Here is a 19,652-nt window from a genome sequence, read left to right on the forward strand (position 1 = left end):
GGCCGGGCGGGTAGGTTGCGCAGGGGCGTGAGCCGCATGGATGCGGCGACCGAGCTTACATGGATGTACTTGCAGCGTCCCCTGCGCGGCCTACCCGCCCGGCCAACCCCAGTGAACAGTGCATTCCGCGAACCACCACGAGGGGCTCCGCCGTTGGCCGAAATCTCCGGCACAATCGCACTCCTGATTCCCCAGAAAACGGTGAACGTGCAATGCGCATCCTGATCCTCGGCGCCGGCGGTACCGGCGGTTACTTCGGTGGTCGCCTGGCCCAGGCCGGCGTGGATGTGACCTTCCTCGTGCGCCCCGCACGCGCCGCCCAGCTGGACCGCGACGGCCTGGTCATCCGCAGTCCGCTCGGCGATGCCAGCTTCCCGGTGCAGCACGTCACCGCCGATGCGCTCCCGGCATTGGCCGCGCAGAAGCCGTTCGATCTGGTCATCCTCAGCTGCAAGGCCTACGACCTCGACAGCTCGATCGACGCCATTGCTCCGGCCGTGGGCGCGAACACCACCGTGCTGCCGATCCTCAACGGCCTGCACCACTACAACGCGCTGGACCTGCGCTTCGGCCGCGACGCCGTGCTCGGCGGCCTGTGCTTCATCAGCGCCACCAAGGCCCCCGACGGTGCGGTGCTGCACCTGGGCAAGCCGGCCAAGCTCACCTTCGGCGAGCGCGATGGCGGCGCGGCGTCCGCACGCGTGCGTGCCTTCGCCGCTGCCTGCGCGCAGGCCCATCTTGATCACCTGGCGAGCGAACACATCGGCCAGGAACAGTGGATCAAGTACACCTTCCTGACCGCGCTGGCCGCTGCTACCTGCCTGCTTCGCGCGGATATCGGCACCATCGTCGCCACCGATGATGGCGAGGCGATCGTGCGCGGCCTGTACGACGAATGCCTGGCCGTGGCCGAAGCTGCCGGTGAGCCGATTCCCGATGCTGCGCAGGACACCGCACGCGGCACCCTGACCCAGACCGGCTCTGCGTTGAAGGCTTCGATGCTGCGCGATCTGGAAGCCGGCCAGCAGGTGGAGGCAGAACAGATCGTCGGCGACATGCTGGCGCGCGCGCGCAAGGCCGACCAGGAAGCCCTGCTGCTGCAGGTCGCCTACAGCAGCCTGCAGGCCTACCAGGCGCTGCGCAGCGCGTGAGCGCCGCGTTGCAGACCAACGCGCTGCCGGCGCGGGTGCTGATCCTCGGCATGGGCTGGAGCGGGTGCGTGCTGGCTACGCATCTGCGGGCGTTGGGCATACACGTGGCCGGCACGGTGCGCGACCCGGCGTCGGCACCGCACGATGGCCTACCGCGCCATCAGCTGCGAGCTGACATACCACCGTCGCCCGCCCTGCTCGATGAGATCGCGCAGGCCGAGGCCGTGCTGTGCAGCGTGCCGCCCGATGCCGAGGGTGACCCGGCACTGCGTCTGCTGCTGCCGGCACTGCAGGAAAGTCCAGCACTTCACTGGGTGGGCTATCTGTCATCCACGTCGGTCTATGCCGATCGGGCCGGCGGCTGGATCAACGAAACCAGCGTGGCCGATGCTACTGAAACGACCGGCATGCAACGCAGACGCGCCGAGGACCAGTGGCGTGCGCTGGCGGAGCAGCGCGGTATCGCCTCGGCGGTGTTCCGCCTGCCCGGCCTGTACGGGCCGGGACGCAATGCGCTGCTGCAGTTGTCACAGGGCCGCGCACGCCACGTAGTGCGTCCTGGGCTGGTGTTCAACCGCCTGCACGTGGATGACCTGGCAACGGTCGTTATCGCATCGATGCAGCGGCCGTGCGTGGATGGGCTGTATCTGCCAGCCGACGACGAGCCGGCACCGCCGCAGCAGGTACTGGCCTTCGCCGCGCAGCTGGGCGGGTTTGCGATGCCACCTGCCATGCCCTGGGACGATCCGGCGCTGAGCCCGACACTGCGGCGCTTCTACGAGAGCAACAAGCGCATCGACAGCACCGGTACGCGTGAGGCGCTGGGCTGGGAGCCGCGCTTCCCCAGCTACCGTGAGGGCCTGCGCGACCTGCTCCGGTAGTGCCGGCCGCTGGCCGGCAACCGCGCGATGTTTGCGGCGTTCATGCTGCTGCCGGCCAGCGGCCGGCACTACCTGATCAACCCGCGTCCGGCAGGCGGAAGAACGCACGCGTCGCGGCAGTTGCATTCGCGGCGGTCACCGCCACGTCTTCGCCACGGTCACGCGCCAGTTCTTCCACGATGTGCGAGAGGAACATCGGTTCGTTGCGGCGGTCCTTCGGCATCGGCTTCAGCGTGCGCGGCAGCAGGTACGGTGCGTCGGTCTCGATCATCAGGCGGTTGGCCGGGATGTTCTTCACCAGCTCGCGCAGGTGCGCGCCACGGCGTTCGTCGCACAGCCAGCCGGTGATGCCGATGTGCCAGTCCTGGTCCAGGTAATCGAACAGCTCGTCACGCTCACCAGTGAAGCAGTGCACCACCGCCGGGCCGATGCGGCCCTCGAAGTTCTTCATCTGTGCCATGAAATCGGCATGCGCGTCGCGCTGGTGCAGGAACAGCGGCTTGCCGTTGTCTGCGGCCAGCTGCAGCTGGCGCTCGAACGCGCGGTGCTGGGCCGGGCGCGGCGAGAAGTCACGGAAGTAGTCCAGCCCGCACTCGCCAACCGCCACCACTTCCGGGTGGGCATGCAGCGCGCATCTCGGCGTCGCATTCCTCGGTGTACTCCACCGCATGATGCGGGTGCACGCCGGCGGTGGCATACAGGAAGCCCGGGTGCTGCTGCGCCAGCTGCAGGGCCAGTGGCGAGTGCTCGCGGCTGGCACCGGTGATGACCATCTGCACCACGCCGGCCTGGCGCGCGGTCCAGCACGGCATCGCGGTCGCGGTCGAAGGAGTCGTGGGTCAGGTTGGCGCCGATATCGATCAGGTGCATGGTCATCGCGGGGGAAAAGTGCCCGCGCATTGTACCTGCGGCTGCCATGGCCCTTTATCCTTTGCACATGAACGCCCCGCTCTTCCCGATTTCCCCGCTGTTGCCGCAGATACAGCAGCACCTGGCCACGCAGCCGAGGCTGGTGCTGGAAGCCCCACCCGGCGCCGGCAAGACCACCCAGGTGCCACTGGCGCTGCTCGATGCACCGTGGCTGCAGGGGCGGAAGATCATCCTGCTGGAACCGCGCCGGGTCGCCGCACGCAGCGCCGCGCTGTTCATGGCGCGGCAGCTGGGCGAAGAGGTGGGCGGCACGGTCGGCTACCGCATCCGCTTCGAGAACAAGGTTTCGGCACGCACCCGCATTGAAGTCGTCACCGAAGGCATCCTCACCCGCATGCTGCAGGACGACCCGATGCTGGAAGAGGTCGGTGCGATCCTGTTCGACGAATTCCACGAACGCCACCTCAGCGCTGATCTCGGCCTGGCACTGGCGCTGGACGTGCAGGCACAGCTGCGCGATGACCTGCGCCTGGTGGTGATGTCGGCAACGCTGGATGGCGAACGGCTGGCACGCTTCCTCGATGCGCCGCGGCTGAGCAGCGAAGGCCGCAGCTACCCGGTGACGGTCAGCCATTTCCCGGCGCCGCGATGAGGCGCTGGAACTGCAGGTTCGCCGCGCGGTGCAGCAGGCCCTGGCTGAACATCCCGGTGACCTGCTGGTGTTCCTGCCCGGCCAACGCGAGATCGCGCGGGTGCAGGCCGGGCTGCAGGAATCGCTGGATGCCGGCGTCGAAGTGCTGGCCCTGCACGGTGAACTTCCGGTGGAGCAGCAGGCGCGGGTCCTGCAGGCGGCCAGTGATGGTCGTCGGCGTGTGGTGCTGGCCACCAACGTGGCCGAGTCCTCGGTGACGCTGCCGGGCGTGCGCGTGGTGATCGACAGCGGCCAGGCGCGCGAGCCGCGCTACGACCCCAACAGTGGCTTCACCCGGCTGGACGTGGTGGCCATCGCCCAAGCGTCGGCCGACCAGCGCGCAGGCCGTGCCGGCCGCGTTGCCGAAGGCGTGGCCTGGCGGCTGTGGCCGCAGTCGCAGCGGCTGGAACCGCAGCGCCGCGCCGAGATCGATCAGGTCGAGCTGGCCGGACTGGCGCTGGAACTGGCCGCCTGGGGCAGCAGCGACCTGCGCTTCCTCGATCCGCCACCGGCCGGCCCGATGGGTGCCGCCCGCGAACTGCTGCAGCGGCTCGGCGCGCTGTCCAGCAGCGGCGCGATCACCGCACTTGGCCGCCGTGTGCTGGCGCTGGGCACGCATCCGCGGATGGCGGCGATGCTGCTGGCCGCGCCCGATGCGCGCGCACAGGCGCTGGCCGCCGATCTGGCCGCCCTGCTGGAGGCGCGCGATCCGTTGCGCCAGGGCGGTGATGCGCTGGCCACGCGTTGGCGTGCGCTGGCGGCATTCCGCAATGGCCGCGCACCGGGCAACGCCAACCGCAGCGGCCTGGCCGCGATCGATGCCGCCGCCAAGCAGTGGCGTCGCCGCCTGCGCTGCGAGGCCGCACCACCGGCCAGCATCGAAGCGCACGAGCTGGGTGACCTGCTCGCACATGCCTTCCCCGACCGCATCGGTGTCCAGCATCCCAGCGATCCGCTGCGCTACCTGCTGGCCAACGGTCGCAGCGCACGCCTGCACGAGCTGAGCGACCTGCGTGGCGAGCCGTGGCTGGTAGCCAGTGAACTGCGCTTCGAGGCACGCGACGCGCTGCTGCTGCGTGCCGCACCGGTGGACGAGGGCCAGCTGCGCAAGGCGTGGCCGGAGCGCTTCATGACCGAGGACGTAGTGCGCTGGGACAGCGAGCGTCGCGCCCTGGTGGCACTGCGCGAGACCCGTTTCGACCGCATCGTGCTGGACAGCCGCTCGGCCGGCCGGGTCGATCCGCAGCACGCCGCACAGGCGCTGACCGACGCCGTGGCCGAACTCGGCCTGCAGGCGCTGCCGTGGACCGAAGGCCTGCGCCAGTGGCAGGCACGGGTGGAATCGCTGCGGCGCTGGATGCCGGAGCTGGACCTGCCCGACTGCAGCGACGACGCCCTGCTGGCCACGCGCGCGCATTGGCTGCAGCCCGCGTTCGCCGGCAAGAGCCGCCTGGATGCGCTGGACGAGGCCAGTTTCGGCGAAGCGCTGAAGTCGCCCTTGGAGTGGTCGCAGCGGCAACTGGTTGAACGGCATGCACCCACCCGCATCACCGTGCCGTCCGGGCTGGAGCGGCCGATCACCTACGCGTTGGACAGCGAGAACGGCGAACCGCTGCCGCCGGTGCTGGCGGTGAAACTGCAGGAACTGTTCGGCCTGGCCGACACGCCGCGCATCGCCGATGGCCGCGTCCCGCTGACCCTGCACCTGCTCTCGCCCGGTGGCCGCCCGCTGCAGGTCACCCAGGACCTGCGCAATTTCTGGGAAAACACCTACGCGGAAGTGAAAAAGGAAATGAAGGGCCGCTACCCGCGCCATCCGTGGCCGGATGACCCGTGGACGGCGACGGCCACCCATCGGGCCAAGCCGCGCGGGACCTGACCGGTGGGGCCGGCTGCGGACCCTGCCTGATCCTGAATGGCTGCGGTAAAGTCACACCACGTGTGACCTCGACTGACATACCGTTTACGGGCAACACGCGACACTGGACTTCGACCTGAGGCAAAGGACCCCCGCATGAGCAAGCTGACCGTAATCACCGACCGCGCTCTGGAGCGCGCCCTGGAGCTGGCCCACACCGCCGGCGATGGCCTGAAGAGCGCCGGTGGCAGCCTGCGCAATGCGGACTGGATCAAGACCGGCGCCGCCATCGGCGCAGTGAAGACCGGCGGCAAGGCCGCAACCAAGTTCGTGCGCCGCAATCCGGCAGTGGCCGTGGCCGCCGCTGCGGTCGGTGTAGGCCTGCTCGGCTACGCGCTGTACCGCAAGCAGCAGAAGAAGAAGGCCGCCAATGGCCACGTGGTGAATGGCCAGGCGCAGCGCATCAACGCACGTGACCGCCGCAACGACACCGTGGTGGACGAGCACAGCGATATCGGCAGCGACGCCTGAGCCTGCCGGGGTCGGATCCCTTCCACAGGAAGGGCGCTGACCCCAAGGCACTACATGAGGGCCGGACACCGGAAGGTATCCGGCCCTTTCTGCATCAACCGATCTGCCGCCACTGCCCCGGCTGCAGGTCGTCCAGCCTGTAAGGCCCCATCGACACGCGGACCAGCCGCAGCGTCGGCAGGTTCACCGCCGCGGTCATCCGCCGCACCTGCCGGTTGCGGCCTTCCCGGATCGTGATCGCCAACCAGCTGTCAGGCACGGTCTTGCGGAAGCGCACCGGCGGATCGCGTGTCCACAGCGACGGCGCCGGATCGAGGCGCTCGATCTTCGCCGGCAGGGTCGGCCCGTCATTGAGCACCACGCCGTCGCGCAGCTGTTGCAGCTGTTCGTCGCTGGGCATGCCTTCCACCTGCACCCAATAGGTCTTGTCAGCCTTGTGCTTCGGGTCGGTCAGCTTGTGCGCCAGCGTGCCGTTGTCGGTCAGCAGCAGCAGGCCTTCGCTGTCATGGTCCAGGCGACCGGCGGCATACACGCGCGGCGGCAAGCCGAACCCAGCCAGGGTCGGCCGCGGCGGCACGCTGCGGTCGGTGAACTGGCAGAGCACGTTGAAGGGCTTGTTGAAGGCAATCAGCATTGCGGGCACGGCAGGCGGCGGGTGGGGCATTGTCCCATTCCCGCGTCGCCGCCGCGATCACGGCCGGCTCAGCCGAAAACCTTCCATTCCAGCAGGAACGAGCCCAGCACCAGTGCGATGCCGCACGCGGCGATGACATTGGCCCGCCGCCGCAGGCCTGCGGCCGGCGGGTCGGCCTTGCGCGAACGTTCCTCCAGAAGGGCACCCGCGAACAGCACGGCAAACCCTACCGTCGCCATCAGATCGTGGGCATGACCACCGTAGAACACAAAATCGATCAACCGCCCCAGCACCAGCACCGCGACAGCGATGTAAAAGACCTTCTTCAACAATTCATGTCCTTGCATACGATCGAATTCCGGCGCATGGCCGGTTGGGACCAGCCGTGCGCCGCGCTACGCGCGATGAGCCGAGCAGGGACGATGCCGGCCGTCCTGACCGGCACCCTTCGGGCCGTCTCACGCGACGTTGGCAGCGGCTCCTGCCGCTGCCTTCGGCTCTACAGAGTCAACATGCGCCAGCCCGGCACCACCCCTTACGGCTTGATGAAGCGCAGGGTCATGCGGTCACTTTCGCCGATCGCCTGGTACTTCGCATCATCGGCCTTGTCGTGCTGGTTGGTCGGTGGCAGCGTCCACACGCCGTTCGGGTGGTCCTTGGTGTCACGCGGGTTGGCATTGACCTCGCTGCGCGCGTCCAGCTTGAAGCCGGCGGCTTCGGCCATCGCGATCACCTGCTGCTGGCCGACGTAGCCGGTGTCATCGTCGTCGGCCACGTCGGCCTTGGCGCGATGCTCGACCACGCCCAGTACGCCGCCCGGCTTGAGCACGTTGAAGAAGCCCTGGAACATGCCCTGTGCCTGGCCGGCCTTGCGCCAGTTGTGCACGTTGCGGAAGGTCAGCACCACGTCGGCTGAACCGGCCGGGCCGAACACCGGCTTGGCCGGATCGTAGGCCACCACGGCGGTCTTGCCGAACTGTGCCGGTGCACCGGCGTACTTCTTTTCCAGGCTGTCGCGGCTGCGCTGCTGGTAGTCACGGCCGCGCCCTTCGGCAACGGCCATCGGATCGACCACCGCAGCAACGTAGTGGCCCTTGTCCTGCAGCAGCGGCGCCAGGATTTCCGAGTACCAGCCGTTGCCGGGGGTGATCTCGATGACGGTCTTTTCCGGCGTCACCTTGAAGAACGACAGCGTCTGCGCCGGATGACGGAAGCCATCGCGCTTGACGTTGTTGGCATTACGGGTCGACGCCTTCACCGCCGCATCGATGGCCGGTGACACCTGGATCTTCGCCGGTGCCACCGTGGCCGGTGCGGCGAACGCGGGAACAGCGGCAAGCAGGGCTGAAGCAAGCAGCAGGCGGCAACCACGCAGGGACGAAGCAGGCATCATCGGAGCGACTCCAGCGGAAGATGCGGCGAGACTAGCAGCCGCGGCGTCCCAGGTGTTCACAAAACGTTAGCTGCGTGCGCATCGCGGAACACTGTTTTGTGGTCACCGCCGCAGCACGGTCACACAACGCGTTTTATTCTGGAGCACTTCCCCCAAGGAGTCCGTGCCCATGACGGCAACCCGCGAACTGGGCCGTTCCGGCCTGCATGTACGTCCGCTCGCCTTCGGTGGCAACGTGTTCGGCTGGAGCGCCGATGAGAAGGCCAGCTTCGCCCTGCTCGATGCCTTCGTCGATGCCGGCTTCAACCTGGTCGACACCGCCGATGTGTATTCGGCGTGGGTGCCGGGCAATGCCGGCGGCGAATCGGAAACGCTGATCGGCAAGTGGTTTTCCCGCAGCGGCAAGCGCGACAAGGTGGTGCTGGCGACCAAGGTGGCCAAGTGGGCCGAGCGCCCCGGCCTGACCCCGGACAACATCAACGCCGCGGTGGAAGATTCGCTGCGCCGCCTGCAGACCGACGTGATCGATCTGTACCAGGCCCACGAGGATGACGAGTCAACGCCGCTGGAAGCGACCCTGGCCGCATTCGGCCGGCTGATCGAAGCCGGCAAGGTGCGCGCGATCGGTGCCTCCAACTACAGCGCCACGCGCCTGGCCGATGCGCTGAAGGTATCCACCGACTACAAACTGCCACGCTACGAAACCCTGCAGCCGGAGTACAACCTGTATGACCGCGCCGGCTACGAAAAGGAACTGGAACCGCTGGTGCAGCGCGAACAGATCGGCGTGATCGGCTACTACGCGCTGGCCAGTGGCTTCCTCAGCGGCAAGTACCGCACGCCGGCCGATGCGGCCAAGAGCCCGGCGCGTGGCGAGAACGTGGTGAAGCGCTATCTGAATCCGCGTGGCCTGCGCATCCTGCAGGCACTGGATGACGTGGCCAGCAAGCACAACGCCAGTGCCGCGCAGATCGCACTGGCATGGCAGATCGCACGGCCGTCAATCACCGCGCCGATCGTCAGCGCCACCAGCGTCGAGCAGCTGCACGATCTGCTGGCCGCAGCCAACGTGTCGCTGAGCGTGCAGGATGTCGCGCAGCTGGATGCCGCCAGCAAAGAAGGCTGAGGGGTAGTGCCGGCCGCTGGCCGGCATCGCACAATGCCGAAGAAAATAATTGAACAAAATGGTTGCGCGCGAGTAAATCGTGGTTTATCGTGCGCACCTCGTTTCAACAACCACTGGAAACTTCCCTTGAACGCGCATTCCGTCGCCATCGCCAAACTGCTGCCATGCCTGCGCATGGACGTGCTGGCGCGCGTTCGGCAAGGAAGTCCAGCTGACAACGGCCTGATACCCGCCCTGCGGAGATCGGCCACCCCGATCTCCGAGGCTTGACGACGCCCTCGGAACGCAAGTCCCGGGGGCGTTTTCGTTTGCGTCGGCACAAGGACCCGCGATGCCAGAACTGCACCCCGCGCGGCAACCCGCCGCTCACTGACACAGGTTTTTTCCGCTCCGCCGAAGGATTTACTTCGCGCGAGTGGCGACGCCTGGACATTATCTGCATCGCATCAAAACATTATCGCTCGCGATAATGTCGATGGCCTGCACCCTCGATTCTCCAACGGTCCCGTTTCCACCACGGGCTGGTGCGCGCGGCGTTGCCGTGGCGTATGCCGGAGGTCGCGGACATGCCATCGCCTGGATCGCCTGCTGGAAGCAGGCATCGGTTCGCCGGTACGCGGTTCGATTCCGCGCGGTCCCCAACTGGATAGCTCAGCTTGGTCAGAGCAACGGATCCGTAATCCGTCTGTCGTGGGTTCGATTCCCACTCCAAACCACATGACCTGTCACGTCATGACTTGAAGCAACACCCGGGGCGCAAGCCCCAGCGGCCATCGCCGCCGTCCACGGACAACGCCTTCGGGCAGGAACGTGGAAGGCAACGGACCGCACGCCGGGCCCCGGCCCGCCGCCACTGCCAGCCACGTTCCGCACCGGTGCTGCCTGCCGGGAACGACGATGGCAGCAGTGCCGGTGCACCGAAGGCTCCGCGCGCGGACCGTCCGCCGATGGCCGCCCTCTTCCGCTGCCTGCACGTGGTGTGCAGGCGGCCTCTCCACGACCTGATCGACCCGGGTCATGGCGATTCATCCGCAACGGGTCGAACCACCAGAGCCATACAAGGAGAGACTCCCATGTTCTGGACCATCAAGGTCGTGATCGGCGACGGCGAGCGCGGCCTGGTGTATCGCAACCGTCGTTTCCAGCAGATCCTGCTGCCGGGCGTGCACCGCCTGTCGCCGTTCGGCGGCCGCCCGCACGTGGACATCCACACTGCATCGAAGGGCGCGGCCTATACCGGCAGCGACCAGGACAGCCTGATCGAAGCGCTGGGCACCGAGCTGGACACGCACTTCGTGCTGGCCAACGTCGGTGCCTCCGAGGTCGGCCTGTTGCTGCGCAATGGCCGCATCGATGAAGTCCTGCCGCCGGGCAGCCGCCGTCTGTACTGGCGGGGTTCGGTCGACACCCTGGTGCGCGTGATGGCGCTGGGTGACGAGCCGCGCATTCCGGCGGACGTGCAGCAGCGCCTGGGCCAGTTGGGCGTGCTGCCGCGTGTGGCGGTGATCAGCACCGTGCCAAGCGAGTCGGTCGGCCTGCTGTTCATCGATGGCACGCTGCGACAGACGCTGGACGCCGGCCTGCACGCGTTCTGGAACTTCAACGGCAACGTGTCGGTGGAGCGTGTGGAGCTGCGTGCGCGTTCGCTGGACGTGTCCGGCCAGGAACTGCTCAGCCGCGACAAGGTGACCCTGCGGGTGAACCTGGCCGCGACCGTGCAGGTGGTCGACCCGGTGCGTGCACACCGCACGCTCAGCAATGCCGACGAGTTCGTCTACCGGCAGCTGCAGTTCGGCCTGCGCCAGGCGATTGCCGCGCGCAGCCTGGACGAGCTGCTGGGTGACAAGGCGGCACTGGACGGCGAGATCGCCGCCCATGTGCAGGCAGCGATCGAGGGCCACGGCGTGCGGCTGCTCGGCGTGGGCATCAAGGACGTGATCCTGCCGGGTGAGATGAAGGAGATCCTCAACGGTGTGGTGCTGGCCGAGAAGCAGGCCCAGGCCAGCGTGATCCGCCGTCGCGAGGAGGCCAACGCCACGCGTTCGCAGCTCAACACCGCAAAGCTGATCGAGGACAACCCGGTGCTGATGCGCTTGAAGGAGCTGGAAGCACTGGAGAAGGTCACCGAGAAGATCGACACGCTCACCGTGTTCGGCGGCCTGGATGGCGTGCTGAAGCAGCTGGTGACGATCAGGTAGGGGGTAGCGGTGGCGCAGGGACGCGCCACCGGCCCATCAAGGACAAACACGAAGACATGGACACTCAACACAACTATCAATGGCTGCACGCCGAGGGCACCACGCCGATCAAGGGCTGGGTCAACGGTGTGCCGCTGGAAGCGCAGGCGCATGAGCAGCTGCGCAACATCGCCGCGATCCCGTTCGTCGGGCCGTGGGTGGCCGTGATGCCGGACGTGCACCTGGGCAAGGGCGCGACCGTGGGCTCGGTGATCCCGACCCGCGGTGCGATCATCCCGGCGGCGGTCGGCGTCGACATCGGCTGCGGCATGGCGGCGGTGCGTACCACGCTGCGTGCCAACGACCTGCCCGATGACCTGCGGCAGCTGCGCAACAGCATCGAGCGCAGCATCCCGGTCGGCAACGGACGCGGCGGCGAGCACCACCGCATGCCCGACAGCATCCATACGCGGCTGGTGCAGTCCGGGCTGGCCGCCGGTCTGGAGAACATCAAGGACAAGCACCGCAGGATCCGCACCGACAAGCTCGACCGCCAGCTGGGTACGCTGGGCGGCGGCAACCACTTCATCGAACTGTGCCTGGACGAGACGGACACGGTGTGGGTGATGCTGCACAGCGGATCGCGTGGCACCGGCAACCTGATCGGCACGTACTTCATCGAGAAGGCGCGCGAGGAACTGGCCCGGCGCGTGCTCGGCTTCCACCTGCCGGACAAGGACCTGGCGTTCTTCATGGAAGGCGAGCCGCTGTTCGATGACTACGTCGAAGCAGTGTCGTGGGCGCAGGACTACGCCCGGCAGAACCGCGAGGCAATGATGTCGCGGGTGCTGGCCGAGATGCGCCATCGCCTGCCGAAGTTCCAGCTGGCAACGATGGCGGTGAACTGCCATCACAACTACGTGCAGAAGGAGACGCACCACGACCAGGAGCTGCTGGTGACGCGCAAGGGTGCGGTCAGTGCGCGCGAGGGCGAGCTGGGCATCATTCCCGGCAGCATGGGCACGCGCAGCTACATCGTGCGTGGCAAGGGCAACGCGGACAGCTTCCACAGCTGCAGCCACGGTGCCGGCCGGGTGATGAGCCGTGGCACTGCGCGGCAGCAGATCACGCTGGCCCAGCACCGCGAGGCCACCGCGCATGTGGAATGCCGCAAGGACAGCGGCGTGCTGGATGAGTCGCCGGCCGCGTACAAGTCGATCGACGACGTGATGGCGGCGCAGCTCGACCTGGTCGACGTGGTGCACACGCTGCGGCAGGTGCTGTGCGTGAAGGGATGATGGAACGGTGCCGGCCTCGGCCGGCACCTGCTCGACGGGCACGGGCGACTGGATGCCCGGGATCCGTAGAGTCGAGCTTGCTCGACTGCTCTTCCACGCCATGCGTGGATGAAACGGCGCCGACCAAGGTCGGCATCTACCAGAGCAGCACGTCGCGTCGGCGGTCAGCGCGGCACGCTGTCCTCGGCCACCAGCGCATGATGCACGCCGATCCCCGCACGCACGCCCTCGGCGGTGGCCAGGGTGATGTTGCCTACCGTGGTCGCATCGCCTGCGGCGTACACGTTCGGCACCGAGGTCTGCTTCATCATGTCGACCTCGATCAGCACCCCCAGCGGGCTCTCGACCAATGTGCACCCCAGCTGCTGCACCAGCGGCGTGGCCATCGCCTGGGTGGCCGGCACGAACAACGCCCGCTGTGCGATACGGCGGCCATCGGCCAGCTCCACTTCCAGCCAGGTCGGCTGGTCGCCCTGCACACCCAGCACGGGTGACGTCTCGATGTGCACGCCACGCTGCTGCATGGCGGCGCGTTCCTCATCGGTGATCTCCAGACCCATGCTGAAGAACGTGACATTGCCCCAGTCGGCGAACAGCGGCGCCTTGCTGGCGGACATCGGATGGCCGCCGAGCAGGCCGATGGCACCACCACCGACTTCATAGCCGTGGCAGTAGGGGCAGTGCAGCACGGTGCTGCCCCAGCGCTCGGCCAGTCCGGGCAGTTCCGGCAGCTGGTCGGCGATGCCGCTGGCCAGCAGCAGCTTGCGCGCGGCCAGCACCTGGCCATCGGCGGTACGCACTTCCACACCTTCGGCGGTGGTGCGGGCGTGCTCCACTTCGGCATGCACCCAACGCACCGTGGGGTAGTCCAGCAGCTGCTGGCGCGCGGTTTTCAGCAGCTCGGCGCCGCTGATGCCATCCAGCCCCAGCACCCCGTGCGAATGACTGGCGAAACGATTGCGCGGTGAACCGGCGTCGATGACGGTGACCGGGCGACGGGCACGGGCCAGGATCAGGCCGGCGGCAATGCCGGCGTAGCTGCCGCCGACGATGAGCACATCAGGATTCATGGTGACCTTCCAGGGAACGGTGATGGGCAAGATGGCGGGCGAAGTCGGCGCCGAGCTGGTCCAGCGTGGTCGCCTGCAGGCGCTGCTCAAGCAGCCGCTGCGCCTCGCGCGCGCCTTCGAGCAGGGCGCTGTTGACCAGCTGCTGGATCGGGCAGCCACCGCCGGAATCGCGAGCGCCGACCTGGACCAGCGGCGGTGCTCCCACCGCCAGGTAGATGTCATGCAGGGTGATCGCCGCGGGGTCGCGGGCCAGCACGCTGCCGCCACCATGGCCGCGCGTGCTGCGCACCAGGCCGGCCTTGTGCAGCTGTGCCAGCAGACGACGGATCACCACCGGATGGGTCGGCAGGCACGACGCCAGCTGTTCGGACGTGCGCGGGGCGGCATGGCCGACCAGATGCGCCATCACGTGCAGGGCGTCGGAGAGGGGGTTCGCGGATTTCATGTAACAACATTAGTTACATTTAATTCCTCTGTCGAGGGTCTGCTTTCGTTCCATATGGACACATCTGTCCTATGAAACATCTCCTTCACATCACTAAACGAAACGCGAATGTGATCAACATCCCACTACAGGGCGTGCGCAGCGGGTCGATACCGCAGTGCCCCTTCCCGAGAGTTCTTCCCCATGAATGCGTCTGTCCGTGCTCCGCGCCTGCAGTCCAAGCTGCTCGGCGCGGTTTCTGTTGGTCTGGCTGTGGTCCTGCTGTGCGCTCTGGCCGGCCTGGCCTCCGCCTGGTTGAAGTTGTCCACCGAGGTTCCACCCGAAGTCGCGCACAGCCGCGATGCCGAACGCCTGCAGCGCGAGTTCCGCGGTCAGGTGCAGGAATGGAAGAACGTGCTGCTGCGTGGCCACGACGACGCGTTGCGCCAGCGCCACCTGGACGCCTTCGACAGCGAGGGCCGTCTGGTCGAACAGCTGGCCAAGGGCCTGGTCAGCAGCCCGGATGCACGCACGCGCGAACTGGCGCAGGCCTTCATCGGCCTGCATGCGCAGCTGCAGCAGGACTATCACGCTGCGCTGCAGGCGTTCGCCGAGGCCAGCTACGATCCCGCCGCCGGCGACAACCTCGTGCGCGGCAAGGACCGCCCGGTGGCAACCGCGCTGGATGCGTTGAGTACGCACGCCACGCAGGTGGCCGAAGCGGCGGTAGCGGCCCGTTCGCAGCAGGCGCGGCAGACGCTGCTGCTGTGCGCGGCGCTGACCGTGCTGGCCGCCGTGCTGCTGCTGATGGGCCTGGGCTGGTGGCTGCGGCGTGCGGTGGTGCAGCCGGTGCTGGCGGTGGAAGCCGCTGCGCGTGCAGTGGCCGCCGGTGATCTGCAGCATGTTGTGCAGGTGCGCAGCCGCGATGAGATCGGTCGCCTCGCGCAGGCCATGCAGGCGGTGCAGTCCACACTGCGCGGTGTGCTCGATGCACAGGCCACGATGGCACAGGCGCATGAAGCCGGCACCATCAGCCACCGCATGGATGCCAGTGCCTTCCCCGGCGCGTTCGGCACGATGGTGGACGACAGCAATGCGCTGGTCGATGCGCACATCCAGGTAAAGATGCGCGCGATCGCGATCATGGGGCGCTACGCCATCGGCGACCTCAGCCAGGACATGGAGCGGCTGCCGGGCGAGAAGGCCGTGATCACCGACGCACTGGATACCGCCAAGGCCAATCTCGGCACGATCAATGGCGAGATCCGCCGCCTGGCCGAAGCCGCCGCCAGGGGTGACTTCAGCCAGCGTGGCGACAGCGCGCTTCGAGCATGACTTCCGCGCGATGGTCGATGGCTTGAACCGATTGATGCAGACGACCGAACTGAACCTCGGCGAGGTCTCCAGCATGCTGCGCGCGATTGCCGATGGCCGCCTCGGCGCGCATGCATGGCGATTTCCAGGGCGTGTTCGCGCGCATCGCCGGCGATGCCAACACCACCGCCGCGCAGCTGGCGACCATCGTCACCGACATCAAGCACGCCTCCGGCAACATCCACACTGCGGCTGCAGAGATCGCCGCCGGCAACAATGATCTGTCGCGCCGTACCGAGCAGCAGGCGGCCAATCTGGAAGAAACCGCCGCGTCGATGGAAGAACTGACCTCCACCGTGCGCCAGAACGCCGAGCACGCACGCCAGGCCAACCAGCTGGCGATCGGCGCGCACACGGTCGCCTCGCAGGGCGGCAACGTGGTCGGCCAGGTGGTGACGACGATGAGCGCGATCGAAACCTCGTCGCGGCAGATCGCCGAGATCATCAGCGTGATCGATGGCATCGCGTTCCAGACCAACATCCTGGCGCTGAACGCGGCAGTGGAAGCCGCGCGTGCCGGCGAGCAGGGCCGCGGCTTCGCGGTGGTCGCCAGTGAAGTACGCACGCTGGCGCAGCGCTCGGCGGCGGCCGCGAAGGAGATCAAGGCGTTGATCGAAGCGTCGGTTGAGCAGGTCGGGCACGGTGCACAGCGCGTGCGCGAGGCCGGTGACACCATGGCCGAGATCGTGGCATCGGTGCAACGCGTGACCGACATCATGGCCGAGATTTCCGCGGCCTCGCAGGAGCAGAGCGCGGGTATCGAGCAGGTCAGCCAGACCGTGATCCAGATGGATGGCACCACCCAGCAGAACGCCGCGCTGGTGGAGGAAGCCAGTGCCGCCGCACGCAGCCTGGAACAACAGGCGAACCGGTTGATCGACGCGGTGGATGTGTTCGATCTGTCGACCACGGCGGCAGCGAAGGACGCGTTGGCGCGTGCGGCCTGATTGATCCGGTTGCCGGCCAGCGGCCGGCACTACCCATGCGATGAGCGGTAGTGCCGGCCGCTGGCCGGCAACCTCAGCGCACGTAATCGCTCTGCGCCATCGCGTCGGCCAGGTAATCCACGAACGAGCTGATCCGCGACGACACGGCGGTGTTGCGGTAGTACACCGCATGGATCGGCTGGTACACATCCAGCGTCTGCGCCGCCAGCACCTGCACCAGGGTGCCGGCGCTGCGGTCGCGATCGGTGACGAAGTCGGACAGGCAGGTGATGCCCACGCCCTCCACCGCCAGCCGGCGCAGCGTCTCGCCACTGGATACGGCAATATCCGGGCGCACCAGCAGCAGCCCATCCGACTCTCCGGGCAGCGGCCAACGGTTGAGTGATTCCGGCTCGTTGAAGCTGAGCAGCGTGTGCTGGCCCAGCGCGGCGACGCTGGCCGGTTCGCCGTGCCTGGCCAGGTAGTCCGGGCTGGCCACCAGCCGCAGCTGGCAGCGGCCCAGCAGCCGCGCATGCAGGGTGGAGTCGGCCAGCGGGCCGATCCGGATCGCCAGATCGGTGCGCCGTTCGAGCAGGTCGATGTAGCGGTCGGAGCTGTTCAGTTCCAGCTGCACTTCCGGGTAACGCGCGCGATAGCCGGCCACCAGCGGCGCGATCACGTGCAGCACGAACGGCATCGCCGCATCCACGCGCAGGCGCCCCGCCGGGCGTTCGCGGCGCGCCGCCATCTGTTCCTCGGCCGATTCCACCGCATCGATGATCGCGCGCGCATGGCGCAGGAACGCCTCGCCCTCGGCAGTCAGGTGCAGGCGGCGGGTGGTGCGGGTCAGCAGGGTGATCCCTAGCTTGTCCTCCAGCCGCCCCAGCGCGCGGCTCACACCCGAGGGCGTCTGCCCCAGCTGCTCGGCGGCAGCACTGATCGAACCGCTGTCGATCACCGAAAGGAACGCCTGCATTTCATCGAGAGTGGTCTTCATGCCCCTATTATTGACTGCACGGCAATAGTGATTGGCGTGAAGACCGGTTTTTCAGCAAAGGTCGGCGGCGCAGACTGCGCAGCCTCTTCCTCCTGCTGGACCCTGTCATGATCCGTGGCATTCCCCTCGCCCTGCTGGCGTTGACCCTCGGTGCCTTCGCCATCGGCACCACCGAATTCGTCATCGTCGGCCTGATCCCGACCATCGCCGGCGACCTGCAGGTCAGCCTGCCCTCGGCCGGCCTGCTGGTCTCGCTGTACGCGCTGGGTGTGGCCATCGGTGCGCCGGTGCTGACTGCGCTGACCGGACGCGTACCGCGCAAGCAACTGCTGGTGGCGCTGATGGTGTTGTTCACGCTCGGCAATGTCGTCGCCTGGATGGCACCCGGGTATACCTCGCTGATCATCGCCCGCATCCTCACCGGCCTGGCGCACGGCGTGTTCTTCTCGATCGGCGCGATCATCGCCACCGCCGTGGTGCCGAAGGAGAAGGCGGCCAGCGCGATCGCCATCATGTTCACCGGCCTGACCGTGGCGCTGGTGACCGGCGTGCCGCTGGGCACCTTCATCGGCCAGCATCTGGGCTGGCGCGCGACCTTCCTGGCGGTAGCCGGCCTCGGCGTGGTCGCCCTGATCGGCGCGCTGCTGTTCGTACCGCGCAACCTGCCGCAGAGTGCGCCGGCCAGCCTCCGCCAGCAGCTGGCCGTGCTCGGCCAGCCACGCCTGCTGCTGGTCTATGCGATGACCGCGCTGGGCTACGGTGGCACCTTCCTGGCCTTCACCTATCTGGCGCCGATCCTGCAGGACGTCACCGGCCTTCCGGCCAACGCCGTGAGCCTGGTGCTGCTGGTGTACGGCGTATCGGTGGCGATCGGCAACCTGTGGGGCGGGCGCATGGCCGACCGCATGGGCCCGGTGCCCGCGCTGAAGCGCATCTTCGGACTGCTGGCATTGGTGCTGTTCGTGCTCACGTTCACTGCCTACAACACCTGGTTGATGCTGCTGACGGTGCTGGCGCTGGGTGCGGTGGCATTCGGCAACGTGCCCGGCCTGCAGGTCTACGTGGTCAAGCAGGCGCAGCGCTATGCACCGCAGGCCACCGACGTGGCATCGGGCCTGAACATTGCCGCGTTCAACGTCGGCATCGCCCTGGGCGCCTCGCTGGGCGGTCTGGTGGTGGAGCACATCGGCCTGATGCATACGCCCTGGCTGGGCGCGCTGGTGGTCGTACTGGCCTACGCGCTGACCGTGCTCAGCGGCCGCCTCGACCGCCGTGATGGCGTCGACCACCGCGCCGACGGCATTGCCGCCACCGCGCATTGATCCATGCAATGCACCGTTGCCGGCATGCATACGGTGCCTGTCCTACCCTCTTCCTTCTGCTACTCCCTTCCCCCCGTTGGAGCTTCCCATGACTGTCCCCGCTTTTGGTCTCGGCACCTTCCGCCTCAAAGACCAGACCGTGATCGACTCGGTGCGCAACGCACTGGAGGTCGGCTACCGCGCCATCGATACCGCGCAGATCTACGGCAATGAAGCCGAAGTCGGCCAGGCCATCGCCGAGTCGGGCGTGCCGCGTGATGATCTGTACCTGACCACCAAGGTGTGGATCACCGAGTTCAAGCGCGATGCGCTGCTGGCCAGCCTGCGTACCAGCCTCGAGAAGCTGCGCACCGACCGCGTCGACTTGGCGCTGATCCACTGGCCGTCACCGAATGACAAGGTCGATGTGCCGATGGAGGAATACCTGCCGGCACTGGCCGAGGCCAAGGCGCAAGGGCTGACCCGCGAGATCGGCATCTCCAACTTCACCATCGCGCAGACCCGCAAGGCGATCGAGATCCTCGGTGCCGAAGCCATCGCCACCAACCAGATCGAGATCCACCCGTACCTGCAGAACCGCCTGCTGGTGAAGTTCCTGCAGGACAACGGCATCCACATCACCGCCTACATGAGCCTGGCTTATGGCGAAGTGCTGAAGGACCCGGTGATCCAGGCCATTGCCGGCCGTCACCAGGCTACGCCGGCGCAGGTTGCGCTGGCCTGGGCGCTGCAGCAGGGCTTCTCGGTCATTCCGTCGTCGACCAAGCGCGAAAACCTGGCAGCCAACCTGGAAGCAGCGGCCGTACGCCTGACCGACGAAGACATGGCGCAGATCGCCAAGCTGGATCGCGGCCATCGCCTGGCGAATCCGGAAGGTATTGCCCCGGCCTGGGATTGAACCCAACCGCGATTACGGATCGGAATCGTAG

The 19,652-nt window shown here is 67.5% G+C and carries 15 protein-coding genes, 1 tRNA gene and 3 pseudogenes; 12 read left to right on the forward strand and 7 right to left on the reverse strand.

Annotated elements, in window-relative coordinates:
- The first annotated feature begins 212 nt into the window (after positions 1-212).
- Positions 213-1,151 (forward strand): 2-dehydropantoate 2-reductase, encoded by a 939-nt coding sequence (gene panE, locus ACZK2V_RS22265; protein WP_486322822.1) that lies wholly within the window; start codon positions 213-215, stop codon positions 1,149-1,151.
- 50 nt (positions 1,152-1,201) lie between these two features.
- Positions 1,202-2,032, forward strand: a complete 831-nt coding sequence (locus ACZK2V_RS22270; RefSeq protein ID WP_486323354.1) for a Rossmann-fold NAD(P)-binding domain-containing protein — start codon at positions 1,202-1,204, stop codon at positions 2,030-2,032.
- Positions 2,033-2,108: 76 nt separating this feature from the next.
- On the opposite strand, the pseudogene ACZK2V_RS22275 reads toward ACZK2V_RS22270, so the two are convergent.
- Positions 2,109-2,902: pseudogene (locus tag ACZK2V_RS22275) on the reverse strand (TatD family hydrolase).
- A 67-nt stretch (positions 2,903-2,969) separates the two neighbouring features.
- Between ACZK2V_RS22275 and hrpB the strand changes: the two are divergent.
- Both hrpB and ACZK2V_RS22285 read left to right on the forward strand, forming a co-directional pair.
- Positions 2,970-5,472 (forward strand): annotated as a pseudogene (gene hrpB, locus ACZK2V_RS22280) (ATP-dependent helicase HrpB).
- Positions 5,473-5,607: 135 nt separating this feature from the next.
- The gene (locus ACZK2V_RS22285; protein ID WP_019336760.1) at positions 5,608-5,982 is read left to right on the forward strand and encodes a hypothetical protein; all 375 of its coding nucleotides are present in this window, start codon (positions 5,608-5,610) and stop codon (positions 5,980-5,982) included.
- 94 nt (positions 5,983-6,076) lie between these two features.
- Here the strand turns inward: ACZK2V_RS22285 and ACZK2V_RS22290 are convergent, their stop codons facing one another.
- The 3 genes from ACZK2V_RS22290 to ACZK2V_RS22300 form a co-directional block, all read right to left on the reverse strand.
- Positions 6,077-6,616, reverse strand: a complete 540-nt coding sequence (locus tag ACZK2V_RS22290) for a pseudouridine synthase (RefSeq protein WP_049447048.1) — start codon at positions 6,614-6,616, stop codon at positions 6,077-6,079.
- A 68-nt stretch (positions 6,617-6,684) separates the two neighbouring features.
- Positions 6,685-6,948: a hypothetical protein gene (locus ACZK2V_RS22295; RefSeq protein ID WP_414576972.1), complete on the reverse strand. Its 264-nt coding sequence runs from the start codon at positions 6,946-6,948 to the stop codon at positions 6,685-6,687.
- Positions 6,949-7,151: 203 nt separating this feature from the next.
- Positions 7,152-8,009 (reverse strand): class I SAM-dependent methyltransferase, encoded by an 858-nt coding sequence (locus ACZK2V_RS22300; RefSeq protein WP_486322823.1) that lies wholly within the window; start codon positions 8,007-8,009, stop codon positions 7,152-7,154.
- Between the two features lie 169 nt (positions 8,010-8,178).
- On the opposite strand from ACZK2V_RS22300, the gene ACZK2V_RS22305 reads away from it, so the two are divergent.
- The 5 genes from ACZK2V_RS22305 (at position 8,179) to ACZK2V_RS22325 (ending at position 12,610) form a co-directional block, all read left to right on the forward strand.
- Positions 8,179-9,135 carry an aldo/keto reductase gene (locus tag ACZK2V_RS22305; RefSeq protein WP_486322824.1) on the forward strand — a complete coding sequence of 319 codons (957 nt, stop codon included), beginning with the start codon at positions 8,179-8,181 and terminating at the stop codon, positions 9,133-9,135.
- 126 nt (positions 9,136-9,261) lie between these two features.
- Positions 9,262-9,405 carry a hypothetical protein gene (locus ACZK2V_RS22310; protein WP_486322825.1) on the forward strand — a complete coding sequence of 48 codons (144 nt, stop codon included), beginning with the start codon at positions 9,262-9,264 and terminating at the stop codon, positions 9,403-9,405.
- A gap of 372 nt (positions 9,406-9,777) precedes the next feature.
- Positions 9,778-9,851, forward strand: a tRNA-Thr gene (locus tag ACZK2V_RS22315).
- 357 nt (positions 9,852-10,208) lie between these two features.
- Positions 10,209-11,333, forward strand: a complete 1,125-nt coding sequence (locus ACZK2V_RS22320; RefSeq protein ID WP_486322826.1) for a slipin family protein — start codon at positions 10,209-10,211, stop codon at positions 11,331-11,333.
- Positions 11,334-11,389: 56 nt separating this feature from the next.
- Positions 11,390-12,610, forward strand: coding sequence for an RtcB family protein (locus ACZK2V_RS22325; RefSeq protein ID WP_486322827.1), 1,221 nt, complete (start codon positions 11,390-11,392; stop codon positions 12,608-12,610).
- A 164-nt stretch (positions 12,611-12,774) separates the two neighbouring features.
- Here ACZK2V_RS22325 and ACZK2V_RS22330 read toward each other — a convergent pair whose 3' ends face one another.
- On the reverse strand, positions 12,775-13,680 hold the full coding sequence (locus ACZK2V_RS22330) for an NAD(P)/FAD-dependent oxidoreductase (protein WP_049398662.1): 906 nt from the start codon (positions 13,678-13,680) through the stop codon (positions 12,775-12,777).
- Entirely contained in the window at positions 13,670-14,125 is a 456-nt protein-coding gene (locus ACZK2V_RS22335) for an Rrf2 family transcriptional regulator (RefSeq protein WP_486322828.1), read from the reverse strand. Before ACZK2V_RS22335 ends, ACZK2V_RS22330 begins: the two co-directional genes overlap by 11 nt.
- A gap of 183 nt (positions 14,126-14,308) precedes the next feature.
- Here ACZK2V_RS22335 and ACZK2V_RS22340 point away from each other — a divergent pair.
- Positions 14,309-16,425, forward strand: a pseudogene (locus tag ACZK2V_RS22340) (methyl-accepting chemotaxis protein).
- Positions 16,426-16,498: 73 nt separating this feature from the next.
- On the opposite strand, the gene ACZK2V_RS22345 reads toward ACZK2V_RS22340, so the two are convergent.
- Positions 16,499-17,401 (reverse strand): LysR family transcriptional regulator, encoded by a 903-nt coding sequence (locus ACZK2V_RS22345; RefSeq protein ID WP_132811009.1) that lies wholly within the window; start codon positions 17,399-17,401, stop codon positions 16,499-16,501.
- Between the two features lie 107 nt (positions 17,402-17,508).
- Between ACZK2V_RS22345 and ACZK2V_RS22350 the strand changes: the two genes are divergently transcribed.
- Together ACZK2V_RS22350 and dkgB are read left to right on the forward strand one after the other, a co-directional pair.
- Positions 17,509-18,723, forward strand: coding sequence for an MFS transporter (locus tag ACZK2V_RS22350; RefSeq protein WP_032129157.1), 1,215 nt, complete (start codon positions 17,509-17,511; stop codon positions 18,721-18,723).
- Between the two features lie 88 nt (positions 18,724-18,811).
- Positions 18,812-19,621 carry a 2,5-didehydrogluconate reductase DkgB gene (gene dkgB, locus ACZK2V_RS22355; protein ID WP_032129158.1) on the forward strand — a complete coding sequence of 270 codons (810 nt, stop codon included), beginning with the start codon at positions 18,812-18,814 and terminating at the stop codon, positions 19,619-19,621.
- Positions 19,622-19,652 lie beyond the last annotated feature (31 nt).

Source organism: Stenotrophomonas sp. 93052_Sma (assembly GCF_056481145.1).

Coding starts and splice junctions, on each gene's coding strand:
- panE (WP_486322822.1), top strand. CDS start 213: ATGCGCATCCTGATCCTCGGCGCCGGCGGTACCGGCGGTTACTTCGGT.
- ACZK2V_RS22270 (WP_486323354.1), top strand. CDS start 1,202: ATGGGCTGGAGCGGGTGCGTGCTGGCTACGCATCTGCGGGCGTTGGGC.
- ACZK2V_RS22285 (WP_019336760.1), top strand. CDS start 5,608: ATGAGCAAGCTGACCGTAATCACCGACCGCGCTCTGGAGCGCGCCCTG.
- ACZK2V_RS22290 (WP_049447048.1), bottom strand. CDS start 6,616: ATGCTGATTGCCTTCAACAAGCCCTTCAACGTGCTCTGCCAGTTCACC.
- ACZK2V_RS22300 (WP_486322823.1), bottom strand. CDS start 8,009: ATGATGCCTGCTTCGTCCCTGCGTGGTTGCCGCCTGCTGCTTGCTTCA.
- ACZK2V_RS22305 (WP_486322824.1), top strand. CDS start 8,179: ATGACGGCAACCCGCGAACTGGGCCGTTCCGGCCTGCATGTACGTCCG.
- ACZK2V_RS22320 (WP_486322826.1), top strand. CDS start 10,209: ATGTTCTGGACCATCAAGGTCGTGATCGGCGACGGCGAGCGCGGCCTG.
- ACZK2V_RS22325 (WP_486322827.1), top strand. CDS start 11,390: ATGGACACTCAACACAACTATCAATGGCTGCACGCCGAGGGCACCACG.
- ACZK2V_RS22330 (WP_049398662.1), bottom strand. CDS start 13,680: ATGAATCCTGATGTGCTCATCGTCGGCGGCAGCTACGCCGGCATTGCC.
- ACZK2V_RS22335 (WP_486322828.1), bottom strand. CDS start 14,125: ATGAAATCCGCGAACCCCCTCTCCGACGCCCTGCACGTGATGGCGCAT.
- ACZK2V_RS22345 (WP_132811009.1), bottom strand. CDS start 17,401: ATGAAGACCACTCTCGATGAAATGCAGGCGTTCCTTTCGGTGATCGAC.
- ACZK2V_RS22350 (WP_032129157.1), top strand. CDS start 17,509: ATGATCCGTGGCATTCCCCTCGCCCTGCTGGCGTTGACCCTCGGTGCC.
- dkgB (WP_032129158.1), top strand. CDS start 18,812: ATGACTGTCCCCGCTTTTGGTCTCGGCACCTTCCGCCTCAAAGACCAG.